This is a genomic window from Pseudoalteromonas sp. QJM3NY_22 (assembly GCF_056173065.1).
The window spans coordinates 23485-40985 of record NZ_CM149655.1 but is presented as its reverse complement, the minus strand read 5'-3'; the positions used below and the strand labels follow the sequence as shown (position 1 = coordinate 40985).

Annotated in this window: 14 protein-coding genes, 2 tRNA genes and 3 rRNA genes; 6 read left to right on the top strand and 13 right to left on the bottom strand. The window is 42.8% G+C overall.

What is annotated here, in order from left to right; genetic code table 11:
* Positions 1-118 precede the first annotated feature (118 nt).
* From rrf to AC0VZ4_RS00175, 5 genes are all read right to left on the bottom strand, one after another.
* Positions 119-233, bottom strand: a 5S ribosomal RNA gene (rrf, locus tag AC0VZ4_RS00195).
* A gap of 150 nt (positions 234-383) precedes the next feature.
* Positions 384-3274 (bottom strand): 23S ribosomal RNA (locus AC0VZ4_RS00190).
* A gap of 305 nt (positions 3275-3579) precedes the next feature.
* Positions 3580-3655: transfer RNA gene (locus AC0VZ4_RS00185), tRNA-Ala, on the bottom strand.
* Positions 3656-3705: 50 nt separating this feature from the next.
* Positions 3706-3782 (bottom strand) — tRNA-Ile (locus AC0VZ4_RS00180).
* Between the two features lie 76 nt (positions 3783-3858).
* A 16S ribosomal RNA gene (locus tag AC0VZ4_RS00175) occupies positions 3859-5394 on the bottom strand.
* Together the 16S, 23S and 5S rRNA genes with 2 tRNA genes alongside form the textbook arrangement of a ribosomal RNA operon.
* A 604-nt stretch (positions 5395-5998) precedes the next feature.
* Between AC0VZ4_RS00175 and AC0VZ4_RS00170 the strand changes: the two genes are divergently transcribed.
* Positions 5999-6544 (top strand): gamma carbonic anhydrase family protein, encoded by a 546-nt coding sequence (locus AC0VZ4_RS00170; protein WP_008138069.1) that lies wholly within the window; start codon positions 5999-6001, stop codon positions 6542-6544.
* On the opposite strand, the gene AC0VZ4_RS00165 is transcribed toward AC0VZ4_RS00170, so the two are convergent.
* Together AC0VZ4_RS00165 and aroE are read right to left on the bottom strand one after the other, a co-directional pair.
* On the bottom strand, positions 6536-6790 hold the full coding sequence (locus tag AC0VZ4_RS00165; RefSeq protein WP_007377622.1) for a DUF1488 family protein: 255 nt from the start codon (positions 6788-6790) through the stop codon (positions 6536-6538). The two genes, AC0VZ4_RS00170 and AC0VZ4_RS00165, sit on opposite strands and share 9 nt — an antisense overlap.
* Positions 6787-7611, bottom strand: a complete 825-nt coding sequence (aroE, locus tag AC0VZ4_RS00160) for a shikimate dehydrogenase (protein WP_475440584.1) — start codon at positions 7609-7611, stop codon at positions 6787-6789. Before aroE ends, AC0VZ4_RS00165 begins: the two co-directional genes overlap by 4 nt.
* Positions 7612-7664: 53 nt before the next feature.
* Here aroE and AC0VZ4_RS00155 point away from each other — a divergent pair, with 53 nt between their 5' ends.
* Entirely contained in the window at positions 7665-8102 is a 438-nt protein-coding gene (locus tag AC0VZ4_RS00155; RefSeq protein ID WP_475440583.1) for a group II truncated hemoglobin, read from the top strand.
* Positions 8103-8164: 62 nt separating this feature from the next.
* Here AC0VZ4_RS00155 and hemF read toward each other — a convergent pair whose 3' ends face one another.
* From hemF to AC0VZ4_RS00125, 6 genes are all read right to left on the bottom strand, one after another.
* Entirely contained in the window at positions 8165-9115 is a 951-nt protein-coding gene (gene hemF / locus AC0VZ4_RS00150) for an oxygen-dependent coproporphyrinogen oxidase (RefSeq protein WP_475440582.1), read from the bottom strand.
* 1 nt (position 9116) lies between these two features.
* On the bottom strand, positions 9117-9680 hold the full coding sequence (tsaC, locus tag AC0VZ4_RS00145) for an L-threonylcarbamoyladenylate synthase type 1 TsaC (protein WP_004335153.1): 564 nt from the start codon (positions 9678-9680) through the stop codon (positions 9117-9119).
* A 25-nt stretch (positions 9681-9705) separates the two neighbouring features.
* Positions 9706-10281, bottom strand: coding sequence for a DNA topoisomerase family protein (locus tag AC0VZ4_RS00140; protein ID WP_475440581.1), 576 nt, complete (start codon positions 10279-10281; stop codon positions 9706-9708).
* 114 nt (positions 10282-10395) lie between these two features.
* Entirely contained in the window at positions 10396-10869 is a 474-nt protein-coding gene (locus AC0VZ4_RS00135) for a DUF494 family protein (protein ID WP_475440580.1), read from the bottom strand.
* A gap of 1 nt (position 10870) precedes the next feature.
* Positions 10871-11962 (bottom strand): DNA-processing protein DprA, encoded by a 1092-nt coding sequence (gene dprA / locus AC0VZ4_RS00130; protein WP_033040315.1) that lies wholly within the window; start codon positions 11960-11962, stop codon positions 10871-10873.
* A gap of 31 nt (positions 11963-11993) precedes the next feature.
* Positions 11994-13115 carry a LysM peptidoglycan-binding domain-containing protein gene (locus tag AC0VZ4_RS00125; protein ID WP_475440579.1) on the bottom strand — a complete coding sequence of 374 codons (1122 nt, stop codon included), beginning with the start codon at positions 13113-13115 and terminating at the stop codon, positions 11994-11996.
* A gap of 118 nt (positions 13116-13233) precedes the next feature.
* Between AC0VZ4_RS00125 and def the strand changes: the two genes are divergently transcribed.
* The 4 genes from def to trkA all read left to right on the top strand — a co-directional run bounded on the left by def (position 13234) and on the right by trkA (position 17456).
* Positions 13234-13740, top strand: coding sequence for a peptide deformylase (gene def, locus AC0VZ4_RS00120; RefSeq protein WP_007377631.1), 507 nt, complete (start codon positions 13234-13236; stop codon positions 13738-13740).
* A gap of 21 nt (positions 13741-13761) precedes the next feature.
* Entirely contained in the window at positions 13762-14715 is a 954-nt protein-coding gene (gene fmt, locus AC0VZ4_RS00115; protein ID WP_475440578.1) for a methionyl-tRNA formyltransferase, read from the top strand.
* Positions 14708-16003: a 16S rRNA (cytosine(967)-C(5))-methyltransferase RsmB gene (gene rsmB / locus AC0VZ4_RS00110; protein WP_475440577.1), complete on the top strand. Its 1296-nt coding sequence runs from the start codon at positions 14708-14710 to the stop codon at positions 16001-16003. The genes fmt and rsmB overlap by 8 nt, the downstream gene beginning before the upstream one ends.
* Positions 16004-16079: 76 nt before the next feature.
* A complete protein-coding gene (trkA, locus tag AC0VZ4_RS00105; RefSeq protein ID WP_007377634.1) occupies positions 16080-17456 on the top strand; it encodes a Trk system potassium transporter TrkA in 1377 nt (458 codons plus the stop codon).
* Positions 17457-17501 lie beyond the last annotated feature (45 nt).

Sequence of the window (17501 nt, the reverse complement as noted above, 5' to 3'; positions counted from 1 at the left end):
CGCCCGCCCGTCCTACGTAATAGGTGTTGATGTGAGTGTATATTAATTACGCACATTTCACTTTTCTGCAGACGTAAAAAAGCCCGAATCGTTAGATTCGGGCTCTCTACAATTTGAAGCCTGGTAATGTCCTACTTTCACATAGCAAATGCTACACTATCATCGGCGCTGTTTCGTTTCACTACTGAGTTCGGCATGGAGTCAGGTGGGTCCAAAACGCTATTGTCACCAAGCAAATTTGGGCGTTAATACGTATTTCTGCGCATTAACTGAATTTGGAAAATATCTGATAATATTTTTTAAGTCTTTCTAAGTAATTTCTACTTTAGTCATATTAACTTCTTCGCTTGCTTCACTATCACATAAAACGCGTTTGGCGTTGTATGGTTAAGCCTCACGGGTAATTAGTACAAGTTAGCTTAATGGCTCACACCACTTCCACATCTTGCCTATCAACGTTGTAGTCTTCAACGGCCCTTCAGAGACTTTAAAAGTCTAGTGAGAACTCATCTCGAGGCCTGCTTCGCGCTTAGATGCTTTCAGCGCTTATCAGTTCCGAACGTAGCTACCGGGCAATGCCATTGGCATGACAACCCGAACACCAGCGGTTCGTTCACTCCGGTCCTCTCGTACTAGGAGCAACCCCTCTCAATTCTCAAACGCCCACGGCAGATAGGGACCGAACTGTCTCACGACGTTCTAAACCCAGCTCGCGTACCACTTTAAATGGCGAACAGCCATACCCTTGGGACCGACTTCAGCCCCAGGATGTGATGAGCCGACATCGAGGTGCCAAACACCGCCGTCGATATGAACTCTTGGGCGGTATCAGCCTGTTATCCCCGGAGTACCTTTTATCCGTTGAGCGATGGCCCTTCCATTCAGAACCACCGGATCACTATGACCTACTTTCGTACCTGCTCGACGTGTCTGTCTCGCAGTTAAGCTGGCTTCTACCATTACACTAACCGTACGATGTCCGACCGTACTTAGCCAACCTTCGTGCTCCTCCGTTACTCTTTAGGAGGAGACCGCCCCAGTCAAACTACCCACCAGGCACTGTCCGTAACCCCGATTCAGGGGCCAACGTTAGAACATCAAAACTACAAGGGTGGTATTTCAAGGTTGACTCCACAACAACTAGCGTCGCTGCTTCAAAGTCTCCCACCTATCCTACACATGTAGGTTCAATGTTCAGTGCCAAGCTGTAGTAAAGGTTCACGGGGTCTTTCCGTCTAGCCGCGGGTACACAGCATCTTCACTGCGATTTCAATTTCACTGAGTCTCGGGTGGAGACAGCGTGGCCATGGTTACACCATTCGTGCAGGTCGGAACTTACCCGACAAGGAATTTCGCTACCTTAGGACCGTTATAGTTACGGCCGCCGTTTACCGGGGCTTCGATCAAGAGCTTCTCCCTAAGGATAACCCCATCAATTAACCTTCCGGCACCGGGCAGGTGTCACACCGTATACGTCATCTTGCGATTTTGCACAGTGCTGTGTTTTTAATAAACAGTCCCAGCCACCTGGTCACTGCGGCTCCCGTCCGCTTAGAGAGCAAGTCTCATCACAGATAGGAGCGTACCTTCTCCCGAAGTTACGGTACGATTTTGCCTAGTTCCTTCACCCGAGTTCTCTCAAGCGCCTTAGTATTCTCTACCTGACCACCTGTGTCGGTTTGGGGTACGATTCCATATAATCTGAAGCTTAGAGGCTTTTCCTGGAAGTATGGCATCAGCAACTTCATCACCGTAGTGACTCGTCTCGTGTCTCAGGTTTAGTGTTCGTCCGGATTTACCTAAACAAACGCCCTACTCACTTTCACATAGACTACCAACGCTATGCTTGCTTAGCCTGCTCCGTCCCCCCATCGCAATTATATCGAGTACAGAAATATTAATCTGTTTCCCATCGACTACGCCTTTCGGCCTCGCCTTAGGGGTTGACTTACCCTACCCTGATTAACATGGGATAGGAACCCTTGGTCTTCCGGCGTGGGAGTTTTTCACTCCCATTATCGTTACTCATGTCAGCATTCGCACTTCTGATACGTCCAGCATACCTCCCGGTACACCTTCAACCGCTTACAGAACGCTCCCCTACCACTCAGAATAAATTCTGAATCCGCAGCTTCGGTGCATAGTTTAGCCCCGTTACATCTTCCGCGCAGACCGACTCGACCAGTGAGCTATTACGCTTTCTTTAAAGGATGGCTGCTTCTAAGCCAACCTCCTGGCTGTCTGGGCCTTTCCACATCGTTTCCCACTTAACTATGACTTTGGGACCTTAGCTGGCGGTCTGGGTTGTTTCCCTCTTCACGACGGACGTTAGCACCCGCCGTGTGTCTCCCGGATATTACTTTACGGTATTCGGAGTTTGCAAAGGGTTGGTAAGTCGGGATGACCCCCTAGCCTTAACAGTGCTCTACCCCCGTAAGTATTCGTCCGAGGCTCTACCTAAATAGATTTCGGGGAGAACCAGCTATCTCCCGGTTTGATTAGCCTTTCACTCCTAGCCACAGGTCATCCCCTAACTTTTCAACGTTAGTGGGTTCGGTCCTCCAGTTGATGTTACTCAACCTTCAACCTGCCCATGGCTAGATCACCGGGTTTCGGGTCTATACCTTGCAACTAGTCGCCCAGTTAAGACTCGGTTTCCCTACGGCTACCCTATTCGGTTAACCTCGCTACAAAATATAAGTCGCTGACCCATTATACAAAAGGTACGCAGTCACCCAACAAGTGGGCTCCTACTGCTTGTACGTACACGGTTTCAGGTTCTATTTCACTCCCCTCACAGGGGTTCTTTTCGCCTTTCCCTCACGGTACTGGTTCACTATCGGTCAGTTGGGAGTATTTAGCCTTAGATGATGGTCCACCTATATTCAGTCAAAGTTTCACGTGCTCCGACCTACTCGATTTCACTTAAAATGTCTTTTCATGTACGGGACTATCACCCTGTATCGTGGCGCTTTCCAGCAGCCTTCCATTAACACATAATGAGCTTAAGGGCTGTTCCGATTTCGCTCGCCGCTACTTTCGGAATCTCGGTTGATTTCTTTTCCTACGGGTACTTAGATGTTTCAGTTCTCCGCGTTCGCCTCGTTAACCTATGTATTCAGTTAACGATACCTGCAAGCAGGTGGGTTTCCCCATTCGGAAATCCTAGTCTCAAGCGCTTTTTACTAGCTTGACTAGGCTTATCGCAAGTTAATACGTCCTTCATCGCCTCCAACTGCCAAGGCATCCACCGTGTACGCTTAGTCACTTAACCATACAACCCAAACGGGTCTTTGTTTCGTGACAGTTTAACTTCGCCAGAAGTCAATATTGAATACTAAAGTAGATACCAATCAATCAACTCATAAGAGTTAACTAAATGGCACTCAATGGTACTGCTACCATTGTTTTTTACTTTTGAAAACTCTTGATAAATACAATGTATCTATCAGAATTTTATTATCAGCTTTTCCAAATTTTTAAAGAGCAAGAGATACAAAAACCTCTCAAAATTAAACACACTCTATTCTCAGGCTGTTAATGGCCCGATAAAGAATATTTATTTTTAAGAAGTAAAAGTGGTGGAGCTAAGCAGGATCGAACTGCTGACCTCCTGCGTGCAAGGCAGGCGCTCTCCCAGCTGAGCTATAGCCCCACATATGCTGGTACTTACTGTTTTAACCATCTTCTTGATTAGACAAGAAGTGGTGGGTCTGAGTAGATTTGAACTACCGACCTCACCCTTATCAGGGGTGCGCTCTAACCAGCTGAGCTACAGACCCAAAACAATAAGTGTTGTTCTCTTTACAATAACAATCATCTGTGTGGACACTACGAACAAATAAGTTCTAAATCGTATAAGGAGGTGATCCAGCCCCAGGTTCCCCTAGGGCTACCTTGTTACGACTTCACCCCAGTCATGAATCACTCCGTGGTAAACGTCCTCCCGAGGGTTAGACTATCTACTTCTGGAGCAACCCACTCCCATGGTGTGACGGGCGGTGTGTACAAGGCCCGGGAACGTATTCACCGCGTCATTCTGATACGCGATTACTAGCGATTCCGACTTCATGGAGTCGAGTTGCAGACTCCAATCCGGACTACGACGCACTTTAAGTGATTCGCTTACCTTCGCAGGTTCGCAGCACTCTGTATGCGCCATTGTAGCACGTGTGTAGCCCTACACGTAAGGGCCATGATGACTTGACGTCGTCCCCACCTTCCTCCGGTTTATCACCGGCAGTCTCCTTAGAGTTCTCAGCATTACCTGCTAGCAACTAAGGATAGGGGTTGCGCTCGTTGCGGGACTTAACCCAACATCTCACAACACGAGCTGACGACAGCCATGCAGCACCTGTATCAGAGTTCCCGAAGGCACCAAACCATCTCTGGTAAGTTCTCTGTATGTCAAGTGTAGGTAAGGTTCTTCGCGTTGCATCGAATTAAACCACATGCTCCACCGCTTGTGCGGGCCCCCGTCAATTCATTTGAGTTTTAACCTTGCGGCCGTACTCCCCAGGCGGTCTACTTAATGCGTTAGCTTTGAAAAACAGAACCGAGGCTCCGAGCTTCTAGTAGACATCGTTTACGGCGTGGACTACCGGGGTATCTAATCCCGTTTGCTCCCCACGCTTTCGTACATGAGCGTCAGTGTTGACCCAGGTGGCTGCCTTCGCCATCGGTATTCCTTCAGATCTCTACGCATTTCACCGCTACACCTGAAATTCTACCACCCTCTATCACACTCTAGTTTGCCAGTTCGAAATGCAGTTCCCAGGTTGAGCCCGGGGCTTTCACATCTCGCTTAACAAACCGCCTGCGTACGCTTTACGCCCAGTAATTCCGATTAACGCTCGCACCCTCCGTATTACCGCGGCTGCTGGCACGGAGTTAGCCGGTGCTTCTTCTGTCAGTAACGTCACAGCTAACGGGTATTAACCGTTAACCTTTCCTCCTGACTGAAAGTGCTTTACAACCCGAAGGCCTTCTTCACACACGCGGCATGGCTGCATCAGGCTTGCGCCCATTGTGCAATATTCCCCACTGCTGCCTCCCGTAGGAGTCTGGGCCGTGTCTCAGTCCCAGTGTGGCTGATCATCCTCTCAAACCAGCTAGGGATCGTCGCCTTGGTGAGCCATTACCTCACCAACTAGCTAATCCCACTTGGGCCAATCTAAAGGCGAGAGCCGAAGCCCCCTTTGGTCCGTAGACATTATGCGGTATTAGCAGTCGTTTCCAACTGTTGTCCCCCACCTCAAGGCATGTTCCCAAGCATTACTCACCCGTCCGCCGCTCGTCAGCAAAGTAGCAAGCTACTTTCTGTTACCGCTCGACTTGCATGTGTTAGGCCTGCCGCCAGCGTTCAATCTGAGCCATGATCAAACTCTTCAATTAAAAAGTTTTATGTCTTTCGACAGCTCAATGAATTCTGAATTTTTTAATATCTTTCGATATTGAATTGACTGTGCCGAAGCAACTTATAAATAAGTTACTTCTGTTGGTCACTCAGTTTTCAATTGAGACTCTAATTTGTTTGCCTCGCTACTTGCTCAATAAAGAACGAAGTAGCTTGGCTGTTAGAACTCAATCTGTACGAGTGCCCACACAGATGATTGCTTTATATTGTTAAAGAACGTTTTGAGTCGCTTTAGCGTCTCAAGGGATGCGAATAATACACCCTTTATTTTTCGAGTCAATACTTTGTTTTAAACTTTCTTTTTAGAAGATTTAAAACCGAAGTTTTATTTAACTCTCTGAGTAGTTCGTGCCTTGCTATGCGTTGGCCTTTCCCGCCTCAGTGGGGTCGTATTATAGGGAGAACAGATTTTTACGCAAGCACTTTTTTAAAGAAAAAGTAAAAAAAGATGCTGTTCGGTCAGTATCTGAACTAAACACCCTGAAACTGATAGTTTTGTAACCAAACAGTGCACTGTATGGTACAAAAACCACCTTGCTGATACACTCAAAGCTAATAACTATTATCTAAAAGGTACTAAATATGGCAATCCGTTCTTATAAAGGTATAACACCTTCGTTTAATTCGTCTGTTTATATTGATGAGTCTTCAGTTTTGGTTGGTGATATTACTTTAGATGATAATAGTAGTGTGTGGCCGTTAGTAGCTGCACGTGGTGATGTTAACTATATACGTATTGGTAAGCGCTCCAATATACAAGATGGCAGTGTATTGCATTTATCTCGTGCAACTAAAAGCAACCCTGATGGTTATCCACTTATTATAGGTGACGATGTAACTGTTGGTCATAAGGTAATGCTGCACGGATGTGTATTAGGAAACCGTATACTAGTAGGTATGGGCGCTATTATTATGGATAACGTGGTTGTTGAAGACGATGTAATTATAGGTGGCGGCTCTTTAGTACCACCAAACAAACGTTTAGAGTCTGGTTACTTATATGTAGGAAGTCCGGCTAAGCAAGCCCGCCCTCTTACAGAGCAAGAACTTGCCTTTTTAAAAATATCTGCCGATAACTATGTGTCACTTAAAGATGAATACTTAGCTGAAATAGCTAACTTAAGTTAATAAACTTACTTCAATTTGGCCTGCCGAGTTATAGCTTTCTTCTTCGATAAGCTCCTCGGCACGTTCTTCATAATCAAAACGATACTGTTCAAAATATTCTGTTGCGTGACTTTCGTCTGTTAATTTAAGTGTATTTACTTCTATTATGCATTCCACCAGCATGCCACTAACTTGTGCAAAAAAAACTAGCTGATGATCGGGCTCTCTAAATTCGAGCCTATCTATAAACTGTATTGCCTGATTCATTTAAGCGTTCCTTGTTTGAGCGCATCAACGACGGGAAGTATTTCTGGCATTTTATTACGCCATACATAATATGCTTGAGCAGCTTGACCAACTAACATACCGCTGCCATCTAAAAGCTTAGCGTTAATATTATGCTGTGCAATCCAATTCATAAAAATGGTATTTTGCAGTGAATAAAACATGTCATAAGCGACTTCACAGTTAGTTATGTGTTTTTCATCAAGAGCTGGAAGTTCGTTATTCATACTGCTAGAGGTAGAGTTTATAATTAGTGAGTAATCGCTTACTGGTAAATCATCAAAACCAAAACTAGATACAGCTCCATATTGGATAAACAGTTTTGCGAGTTCTGTTGCTTTTTGTGCCGTGCGATTAACTATTATTATTTCCCTAGGGTTATGCTCTAACAAAGGCAAAATAACCCCTCGAGCAGCACCGCCCGCACCTATAATTAAAATACGTTTATCAGTTATGGCTACTTTATTAGCAAGTAAATCATTTACAAAGCCCACACCATCGGTGTTATCTCCGAGTAATGTGCCATCATCTCGTTTTTTTAATGTATTAACAGCCCCTACAATTTTAGCTAATGGCGTAAGCTCATCGGCCATTGCATAGGCTTGCTCTTTAAATGGCATTGTAACGTTAGCACCCACACCACCTTGCTCAAAAAAAGACAATACTGTTTTTTCAAAGTTATCGATAGGTGCTAATATTGCGCGATAGTCGATTTGCTCACCCAGTGATACAGCAAATTGTTTATGTATCGCGGGGGATTTTGAATGTTTAATTGGATTTCCAAAAACCGCATATTTGTCCATTTTAAAGCAACCTCTTTGCAGCTATATACTGCCTATTAACGATGATAAGTAATATGATTAAACGACTTTTTTCTAAATCTAAGCCAGCTCCTGAGCAACAGACTCCTACTCCTGAAAAAACACCGTATGAAATAATAGGTGGAGAGAAAAGTGCGCGTGCTATTTCTAATCGATTCTACGACATAATGGAGTCAGATGAATACGCTAAACCGTTATATGATATGCATCCTCTGCCATTAGATCGAATTCGCCAAGTATTTTTTGAATTTTTATCTGGTTGGTTAGGCGGGCCAAACCTATTTACTGAAAAACATGGTCAGCCAATGCTACGTAAACGCCATATGCCTTTTACTGTAGATAAAGCATTACGCGATCAGTGGATGTACTGCATGAATAAAACGTTGGATATAGAAATAGACAATCCGTTGTTACGTGAAGGATTAAAACAATCATTCTCTCAACTAGCAACGCACATGATCAATCAGCATTAAATTTGTATTTAGCATAATGCAAAAAGGCACTAATTAGCGCCTTTTTGATTACTGTGTAATTGTTATAATTGCCACTCTCGGGCTATCAGCTCACTTGGCTGACTAGTTAACCACTCTTGCGGGCGTAAGTAATACTGATATAGATTAGCTTCTGGGCTACTTGGCTCTGGTTTATAATTATATTCCCAGCGTGCAAGTGGTGGCATAGACATTAATATAGATTCTGTACGCCCGCTACTTTGTAGCCCAAACAACGTACCTCTATCCCATACTAAATTAAACTCTACATAACGTCCGCGACGATAAAGCTGAAAATCACGTTGTTGCTCTGTGTATTCGTCATTTTTGCGACGTTCAATAATAGGTAAATAAGCATCTAAAAAGCCATTACCCACCGATTGCATAAATGCAAAGCTCTTTTCAAAACCAAGTTCGTTTAAATCATCAAAAAATAAACCGCCTACTCCGCGAGTCTCATCTCTGTGCTTTAAATAAAAGTACTCATCGCACCATGTTTTGTATTTTGGATACACTTCGCCACCAAATGGCGCACAAATATCGTGAGCAACTTGATGCCAATGCTGCACGTCTTCTAATACAGGATAAAAAGGTGTGAGATCAAATCCACCGCCAAACCACCATATTGGCTCTTCGCCTTCTTTTTCAGCTATAAAAAAGCGTACATTGGCATGACTTGTTGGTACATGAGGGTTTTTAGGGTGAATAACTAACGACACACCACATGCGTGAAAGCTTCGTCCTGCAAGCTCTGGTCTGTGTGCTGTTGCCGAACCTGGCATTGAAGCGCCAAATACGTGTGAGTAATTAACTCCGCCTTGCTCTATTACAACGCCATTAGTAGTTACGCGTGTGCGACCACCCCCGCCTTCTGCTCGCTGCCAGTTATCTTCTATAAATTTAGCACTGCCATCTGTAGCCTCCAAACCTTTGCAAATAGTGTCTTGCAAAGCCATAAAGTATGCTTTTACTTGATTTAATAATTCGCTTTGCATATTAACCTCTAAATATTTTTCCAGTCATAGCGTCTTTTATTGTGCTTGGTTGAGTATTACCACCTAACGGCTCGTCAACGTAAAAGCCAACTTGTTCTGCAAATTGCGCTTTGGCTTGCTCAATACTAATTACCGTTTCTTGACCGGTTAAGTTTGCACTGGTTGATACCAGTGGCTTACCAAACTCTTGGCACAAACGCTTTACTGTTGGATGGTTGGTTACTCTTACTGCGATGGTATCAAACTGCCCTGTGAGCCATTTAGGCGTATTTTTAGATGCAGGCATAACCCATGTAATTGCAGCAGGCCAACTCGAAAAAATATCAGCGCGTTTATCCATTGGTATTTTTGCATCATCTACGTATTTTAATAATTGTCCATAGTTATCAGCGATTAAAATAAGCCCTTTTTCAACCGGGCGCTGCTTAATAGCTAATAGTGCCTCAACGGCTTGTTGATTATCTGGATCACAACCTAAACCATATACAGCTTCTGTTGGGTATAAAATAACTTCGCCTTGCGTTAAGCATGTTATTGCAGTGGGCGTATTTGAAAGGTCTGACAAAGTAGTCTCCAGATATAATTAAACGTTATTCAGTTGGGGTGAGCTTATGCATGCAGTTTTTTTGTGGGCATTGCAATAATATGCCGTTTGCCATATTTCTTTCTATGACGATAGGCCAGTCACATTCAGGACACGGATGTTCAACCGGTTTATTATTAAGCGTGTATTTACAACTTGGGTAGCAATCACAAGAATAAAATACTTTACCAAACTTATTACTGCGCGCGACTAAATGACCTTTTTTGCATTTAGGGCAACTAGGCAAAGTATCTTCGCTTTGCTTTTCTTCATTTTCGTTAGCAATATAATGGCACTCTGGATAACCCGTACACCCAATAAACATACCATAGCGGCCATTTTTAACCACCAGCGGTTTGTTACACTCAGGACATGCTGAATCTTCTAATATTTTGATTTCGTTACTGTCGTGATGTGCCAGCGGCCTAATAAAGTCGCATTTGGGATAACTTGCGCATCCTAAAAAAGGGCCAGATTTACTATTGCGGATCACTAACTCTGAACCACACTGTGGGCATATCTCGTATTCTTTTTCGAGGGCGTGCTTGTTCGCCGAGAAAAGCGAATGGTCGATTTTACTCATGGTGATCCTAATAGGTTGGTGAATTTTCGCCTAATATACCCAAACCACTTAAAGATACAAGCAATGCCGTGCTTATCCTTTTAAGTAATTTGAGTACAATTAAGATAATTATCTCTAATGAAGAAGTTCGCTGGGTTCATCAAAAATCAAATCTTCCATTTGCTCATATGCCTCTTCAGAGCTAGGAACGTTAAACAAGATCATAAGTACAATCCACTTTAAGTCTTCTAGGCTTATAGTTGGTTTATCGAGAGAGGCTAAACAGTCCATTACCATTTCACGTGTTACATTGTTAATTACGTCTATTTGCTCAATAAACATTAAAAAGCCACGACACTCAGCACTGAGCCTTTGGCATTCACTATCGGTAAATATACGCACAGCATCTTTAGGGTTAGCAATAAGATAAGGAGACTCGTCGCTGTGTTGTAAATCGGCTAATTGCTCTAACCAATCGAGTGCTTTAAATATCTCGGGCTTATTAAAGCCCGCACGCAGTAGCTCATCGGTTAACTCATTTTGCTCTGCAAATATATCCGCTTCGCTATGAATGTAATTTTCAAAAAGATACAAAAGAATATCAAACATATTACCTTCCTGCGCTTAACTTGATGTAACCATCTAACACTCGCTCAATCTGATCGTCTAATTCTAAATCGAGCAACCTACTGAGTACTTTATCTATTGGCCACTGCGCACGACGCACAATGTCATCTACACTAGTTACTTCAAAGCCAATACTATTTAAAACCTCACATTGAGAATTGGCTTGAATCGGCTGCTCTTTATTACATACATTATTGTCGTAAGTAAAACTCACCTCATCAAGAATGTCAGCCACGTTTTCTACCAGTTTAGCACCTTGCTTTATTAAAAAGTGACTTGCCTGCGCTAACGGGTTTTTAATAGAACCCGGCACTGCAAATACCTCTTTATTTTGTTCAAGCGCATAGCGTACTGTAATTAACGAACCGCTTTTAATTTCAGCTTCAACAATAAGTACTCCTAACGATAACCCAGAAATAATACGATTACGGCGCGGAAAGTTGTGCGCATGAGCAGCTGTGCCTGGTAAAAACTCACTCACCAGCAAACCGCTTTCTAAAACTTGGTCTGTTAATAGTTTATGGCGTTTGGGGTAGTAAATATCAACCCCAGTACCAAGCACCGCTATGGTTTTACCTGTACCAGCAAGAGAGCCTTTGTGTGCTGCACCATCTATTCCCCGCGCCATACCTGAAGTAACTGTAATACCCGCCAAAGTTAACTCGTATGCAAATTCTGAGGCTATTTCAAGCCCGGTAGGTGTAGCATTACGACTGCCAACAATTGCAATTTGTGGAGTTGATAATAACGAGACATCTCCCCTGCAAAATAGTAATAAAGGCGCACTGGCAATCTGCCGGAGATCTTCTGGGTAAAGCGCATCAAAAATACAGACAACAGTAATGTTGTTCAGCGCTATTAATTGCTCATAATGACTGACTTGTTGCCAATTGGTGTTGAGTAAATTACTCGCTTGATTAGCGGTTAACCCAAGCTGTAAAAGCTTGTCATGAGATAAGTCGAATAACGACCCAAGGGAATAGTTTGTAGATAGTGCTAAAAGGGTTTTTATACCCAACCCTTTACACATATAAAAGGCAAGCCAGTGGGCTAGCTTGCCAGATGACTGATCCATGCTCTCTCCTAGAACACCGACTCGCTACTTCTTAATGAATAACTGCAATATCTCCAATGCGAATTGGGTGCTGGTTTTTAGTTATTAACGCATAACTTACTTTGTCATACACTTTAAAGACAATTAGCTCGCCAACTTTTTCTTTAGGCATAGTCCAAACGGTACTGTTTTCGTCTGCTTCTAAGCCTAAAAACTCACTGGTGTCTGATACCAGTTTTTCAAAGCTACTGGAGTCTTCAGGATAACGAGGCCCTCGTCGTCCATCAATTACACCTGGTGATTGACGTTCAATATCTAATATGTGGCCTGGCTCTACTTGTTGTTCTGAACCTAAGTTTAGCACCACAATGTCCATCGTGCTGAATTCCCGACTGTGATTAGCAGAAGCAATGACCGCACCTTCAACAGGTTGTTTAGGCCGGTGCATATTAAAGTATGCTGGCAACATTTGTCCCTGCATTAGAGGTAATAAAAAATCGCCTTGTTTAATTTCACGCTTAACCGACTCAACCCTTACTGAAGCTGGCACACCGTTGGTGATATCCCCTCGCCTAAATACACGTACCACCCCAACAAAGCTTGCTTTATTAGCTAGTGCAGTATTTGTTTTAGGATCAACATAAGGTTCGCCTTTATGGTAAATGGCGTAAGCCTGATTTAATTTTAAATCACCATTTATATATAAAATATGGCCCAGTGTCTGTGTTTTAGTATTTTGATTTGCGCCCAAAACATATGGCTTATTATCTATCTCGTCGCTATTAATTGCTTGCTCATACGTCAAGTAAGGTTTAATTAGTTCAAGTGGCAATGTTGTAACTGCATTTTTACCTTTAGGGGTAATACGCCCCTGCGGAGAAAGCTTTCTGTATGCTTTATTTATCACTAAACGAGGTTTTCCGTCTGCATCGTAAACTAATGTTAGCGCATCCCCTGGGTAAATAAGATTTGGGTTGTTTATTTGAGGATTCATTTGCCATAATTCTGGCCATAGCCAAGGTTTATTTAAATAAATACCAGAGATATCCCAGAGCGTGTCTCCTTTTTTTACAACATACTGTTTTGGCGCGTCTTTTTTTATTTCCAACACATCTGCAACTGCCGGAAAAGCAGCATTTAATGCAAGCATGATTGCAACTAACGGGGATCTCATTGAGCTTCCTTGTATTGTTTTTTCATTATTATTGCCCAAAACCTGTTAAAGGTGAACGTGAATGGCTAAAATAAGAGCATACAATACCCTAAATTAAGCACAAGTGAAAAAGGTAACTATGGCTAGGTTAGAAGTTTTAAGATTTCCAGATGAACGTTTACGTACAATAGCAAAAGAAGTTGCTCAAGTTGACGATACAGTACGCCAAATTGTTAAAGATATGCTGGAAACTATGTATGATGAAAATGGTATAGGGCTTGCTGCTACACAAGTAGATATTCATCAACGAATTGTTGTTATTGACGTATCAGAAGAGCGTGATGAGCCACTGGTATTAATTAATCCACAAATCATCAAAAAAGATGGCTCAACTATTAGCGAAGAAGGCTGTTTATCAGTACCTAACTCGTATGCAAAAGTTGACCGCGCAGAAACAGTAACAGTCTCTGCACTTAACGAAAACGGTGAAGAGTTTGTACTAGATGCAGACGAACTGCTGGCCATTTGTATTCAACATGAACTAGATCACCTTCAAGGTAAGCTATTCATTGATTACTTATCTCCATTAAAGCGCCAACGAATTCGTAAAAAGCTTGAAAAAGAAGCCAAGTTTGCAGAACAGTAATAAGCACCTTAGGAAAACTCAGTGACTCAAACATTACGCATTATATTTGCCGGTACGCCGGATTTTGCCGCACGTCATTTACAAGCGCTAATACAAAGCGAACATCAAATAGTGGGTGTATATAGCCAGCCAGACCGCCCTGCCGGTCGTGGTAAAAAATTAAAAGCCAGTGAAGTAAAAGCGCTAGCGCTTGAGCACAACTTACCGGTTTTTCAGCCACAGTCATTAAAAAATGATGAAGCACTAGCAGAGCTAACAAGCTTAAATGCCGACATTATGATTGTTGTAGCGTATGGCTTAATTTTACCTAAAGCTATTTTAGAAGCTCCACGTTTAGGTTGTTTAAATGTGCATGGTTCTATATTACCGCGCTGGCGCGGTGCTGCACCTATTCAACGCGCAATTTGGGCAGGTGATGAACAAACCGGCGTAACAATAATGCAAATGGATGAAGGGCTAGATACCGGCGATATGCTACATATAAGCCGCTGCCCTATTAGCACGACAGAAACTAGCGCTAGTTTATATACCAAGCTTGCTGAGCTAGGTCCAGATGCGTTAATTGAAACCATTAATAAATTAGCTAATGGTGAGATCACGCCTGAACCTCAAAACGATGAACTTGCTAACTACGCTAAAAAGCTTTCTAAAGAGGAAGCTAATATAGACTGGTCCATGAGTGCGCTGCAAATTGAGCGAAACATTCGCTCTTTTAACCCATGGCCTGTGTGCTTTACTCAAATGAGTGGGCAAACAGTAAAGATTTATCAAGCGCAGGTTACCTCGCAATCAGGTAATCCTGGGCAAATTTTATCAAGCGACAAAAATGGCGTAGTAGTGGCGTGTGGTGAACATGCTTTATGTATTACGCAATTACAACCGCAAGGTAAAAAACCAATGGCAATTAACGACTTTTTAAATGGTCGTAGTGACTGGGTTACCCCTGGCACAGTATTAGGCGAAAACAATGAGTAATGTTCAAAACGTACGAGCGCTTGCCGCTGAAACTTTATATAACGTAGTTGATAAAGGCGCTTCGCTTAATCAAGAACTGCCATTTGCTAGCCAAGGCTTACCACCAAAAGACAAAGCGCTACTACAACAAATTTGTTATGGCGTTTTACGCTACTTACCTAGCCTTGAAAACTACTGCCAACATTTAGTGGAAGATCCACTAAAAGGTAAACGCAGAATATTTCAATTTTTATTATATGTAGGTATTTATCAACTACAACACATGCGTGTACCGCCGCACGCAGCAATATCTGAAACTGTAAATGCACTTGCTCAATTACGTGCTCTAGGTTTAAAAGGGCTTATTAACGCTATATTACGTAGTTTTCAACGCCAGCAAGTTGAGCTTGAAGAAAAAGCGAAGCTTATCCCTGTGTGTTTATACAACCACCCTAATTGGTTTATCAAACAAGTAAAAGAGGCCTACCCAGATAGTTGGGAAGACATACTTGCAGAAAACCAACAACAAGCACCTATGTGGTTACGTGTGAATCAAGCACAATATAGCACGCAAGAATACAGCGATATGCTAACGGCGAACGATATTGAACATACCTTAAATCCTGACTTTATAGACGGAATTAAGCTCGCTAAACCACGCGATGTATTTTCCTTACCAGAGTTTGATACTGGTGCATGTTCAGTACAAGATGCCGCAGCACAACTTGCAGCACGCTTTTTAGAACCTAAAGCAGATGACACTATTTTAGATGCCTGTGCAGCACCTGGCGGGAAAACCTGTCACATATTAGAACTTGCTGACGCAGACGTACTTGCACTTGATAGCGACTCAACTCGCCTTGAACGCGTTAAGCAAAACTTAACGCGTATTGGCTTAGGTGCAGACCTACAATGTGGCGATGCCTCACAACCACATACTTGGTGGGACGAAAAATTATTTGATCGTATTTTGCTTGATGTGCCTTGTTCAGCCACTGGCGTAATTCGCCGTCACCCTGATATAAAATGGTTACGTCGCGCATCAGATATCGAAGACTTATCTAAGTTACAAAACGATATTCTTGATAGCATTTGGCCACTTTTAAAACCAGGTGGTACATTGGTATACGCTACATGTTCGGTTCTTCCACAAGAAAATCAGCAACAAGTAGCTAAGTTTTTAGCTAATAATGACGATGCAGAGCACATTCCTCTGCATGACAAAGACACCGTTACAATGCCAGGGTTACAGCTACTACCAGGCGAAAGCGATGGATTTTATTACGCTAAGCTAGTTAAAAAAATCTAAAATTAATGAACTGTAAATTAGCCATTTTTATAATTTAAAAATGGCTCTTAATTGCTACTTATAACACGGGTAAATAATGAAAATAATCATACTCGGTGCTGGCCAAGTAGGCGCAACACTCGCTGAGAATTTAGTAGGCGAACAGAATGAAATTACAGTCGTTGATATAGATGGTAACCGATTACGTGAACTTCAAGATAAGTACGACTTACAAGGTGTAGTAGGACACAGTGCGCATCCTGATGTATTACGTCAAGCTGGAGCTGAAGACGCCGATATGGTTATTGCAGTAACCAGTTCAGATGAAGTAAACATGGTTGCATGCCAAGTGGCGTACAGTATTTTTAAAACGCCCACTAAAATTGCCCGTATTCGCTCAGAGCAATATTTAAAATACCGCGAGAAACTTTTTCAGAACGACGACTTGCCAATCGATCATTACATTGCCCCAGAAGCACTCGTGACCAAGTACATTCGTCGCTTAATCGACTACCCTGGCGCATTACAGGTATTGCAGTTTGCCGATGGCATGCTCTCGTTAGTTGCAGTGAAAGCCTATTATGGCGGTTTACTCGTCGGTTATGCATTGTCTGCACTTAAAGAACACATCCCTAATGTAGAAACCCGTGTTGCCGCAATTTACCGCCAAGGTAAAGCAATCAAACCACTAGGTACAACGGTCATTGAAGCCGATGACGAAGTATTTTTTATTGCCGCTACAAAACATATACGCGCAGTAATGAACGAACTACAAAAACTTGAACGTTCTTACAAAAAAATTATGATTGCGGGTGGCGGTAACATTGGCGCGGGCCTTGCCCGCTCACTTGAAAAAAACCACACAGTTAAATTAATTGAGCGTAGCAAAGAGCGTGCTGAGCAACTCTCAGAAATGCTAGATAACACAGTTGTATTTTGTGGTGACGCATCAGATCAAGAATTACTCTCAGAAGAGCATATTGATCAAGTTGATGTATTTATTGCCGTAACCAATGACGATGAAGCAAATATTATGTCAGCCATGCTTGCAAAACGTATGGGCGCACAAAAAACAATGGTACTTATTCAGCGTGGTGCTTACGTTGATTTAGTACAAGGGGGAGAAATAGACATTGCCATATCTCCTCAACAAGCCACCATTTCGGCATTACTAACACATGTACGTCGTGGCGACATTGTTAACGTCTACTCATTACGCAAAGGTGCAGCAGAGGCGATTGAAGCGGTAGCCCATGGTGATGAGAATACATCAAAGGTGGTTGGCCGTGCTATTGCAGATATAAAACTTCCTGCAGGTACAACGATTGGGGCAATTGTACGAAATGACGACGTACTCATTGCTCATGACGACACCATTATTATGTCAGGCGATCACGTTATTATGTTTTTAATCGATAAAAAACACATTAATGTGGTAGAAAAACTATTTCAGGTAAGTGCTATATTTTTGTAGTCTTATGACGTATAAAAAGCCGCTGGCGAAGGCGGCTTTAATCGT

Coding starts and splice junctions, on each gene's coding strand:
- AC0VZ4_RS00170 (WP_008138069.1), top strand. CDS start 5,999: ATGGCAATCCGTTCTTATAAAGGTATAACACCTTCGTTTAATTCGTCT.
- AC0VZ4_RS00165 (WP_007377622.1), bottom strand. CDS start 6,790: ATGAATCAGGCAATACAGTTTATAGATAGGCTCGAATTTAGAGAGCCC.
- aroE (WP_475440584.1), bottom strand. CDS start 7,611: ATGGACAAATATGCGGTTTTTGGAAATCCAATTAAACATTCAAAATCC.
- AC0VZ4_RS00155 (WP_475440583.1), top strand. CDS start 7,665: ATGATTAAACGACTTTTTTCTAAATCTAAGCCAGCTCCTGAGCAACAG.
- hemF (WP_475440582.1), bottom strand. CDS start 9,115: ATGCAAAGCGAATTATTAAATCAAGTAAAAGCATACTTTATGGCTTTG.
- AC0VZ4_RS00140 (WP_475440581.1), bottom strand. CDS start 10,281: ATGAGTAAAATCGACCATTCGCTTTTCTCGGCGAACAAGCACGCCCTC.
- AC0VZ4_RS00135 (WP_475440580.1), bottom strand. CDS start 10,869: ATGTTTGATATTCTTTTGTATCTTTTTGAAAATTACATTCATAGCGAA.
- dprA (WP_033040315.1), bottom strand. CDS start 11,962: ATGGATCAGTCATCTGGCAAGCTAGCCCACTGGCTTGCCTTTTATATG.
- AC0VZ4_RS00125 (WP_475440579.1), bottom strand. CDS start 13,115: ATGAGATCCCCGTTAGTTGCAATCATGCTTGCATTAAATGCTGCTTTT.
- def (WP_007377631.1), top strand. CDS start 13,234: ATGGCTAGGTTAGAAGTTTTAAGATTTCCAGATGAACGTTTACGTACA.
- rsmB (WP_475440577.1), top strand. CDS start 14,708: ATGAGTAATGTTCAAAACGTACGAGCGCTTGCCGCTGAAACTTTATAT.
- trkA (WP_007377634.1), top strand. CDS start 16,080: ATGAAAATAATCATACTCGGTGCTGGCCAAGTAGGCGCAACACTCGCT.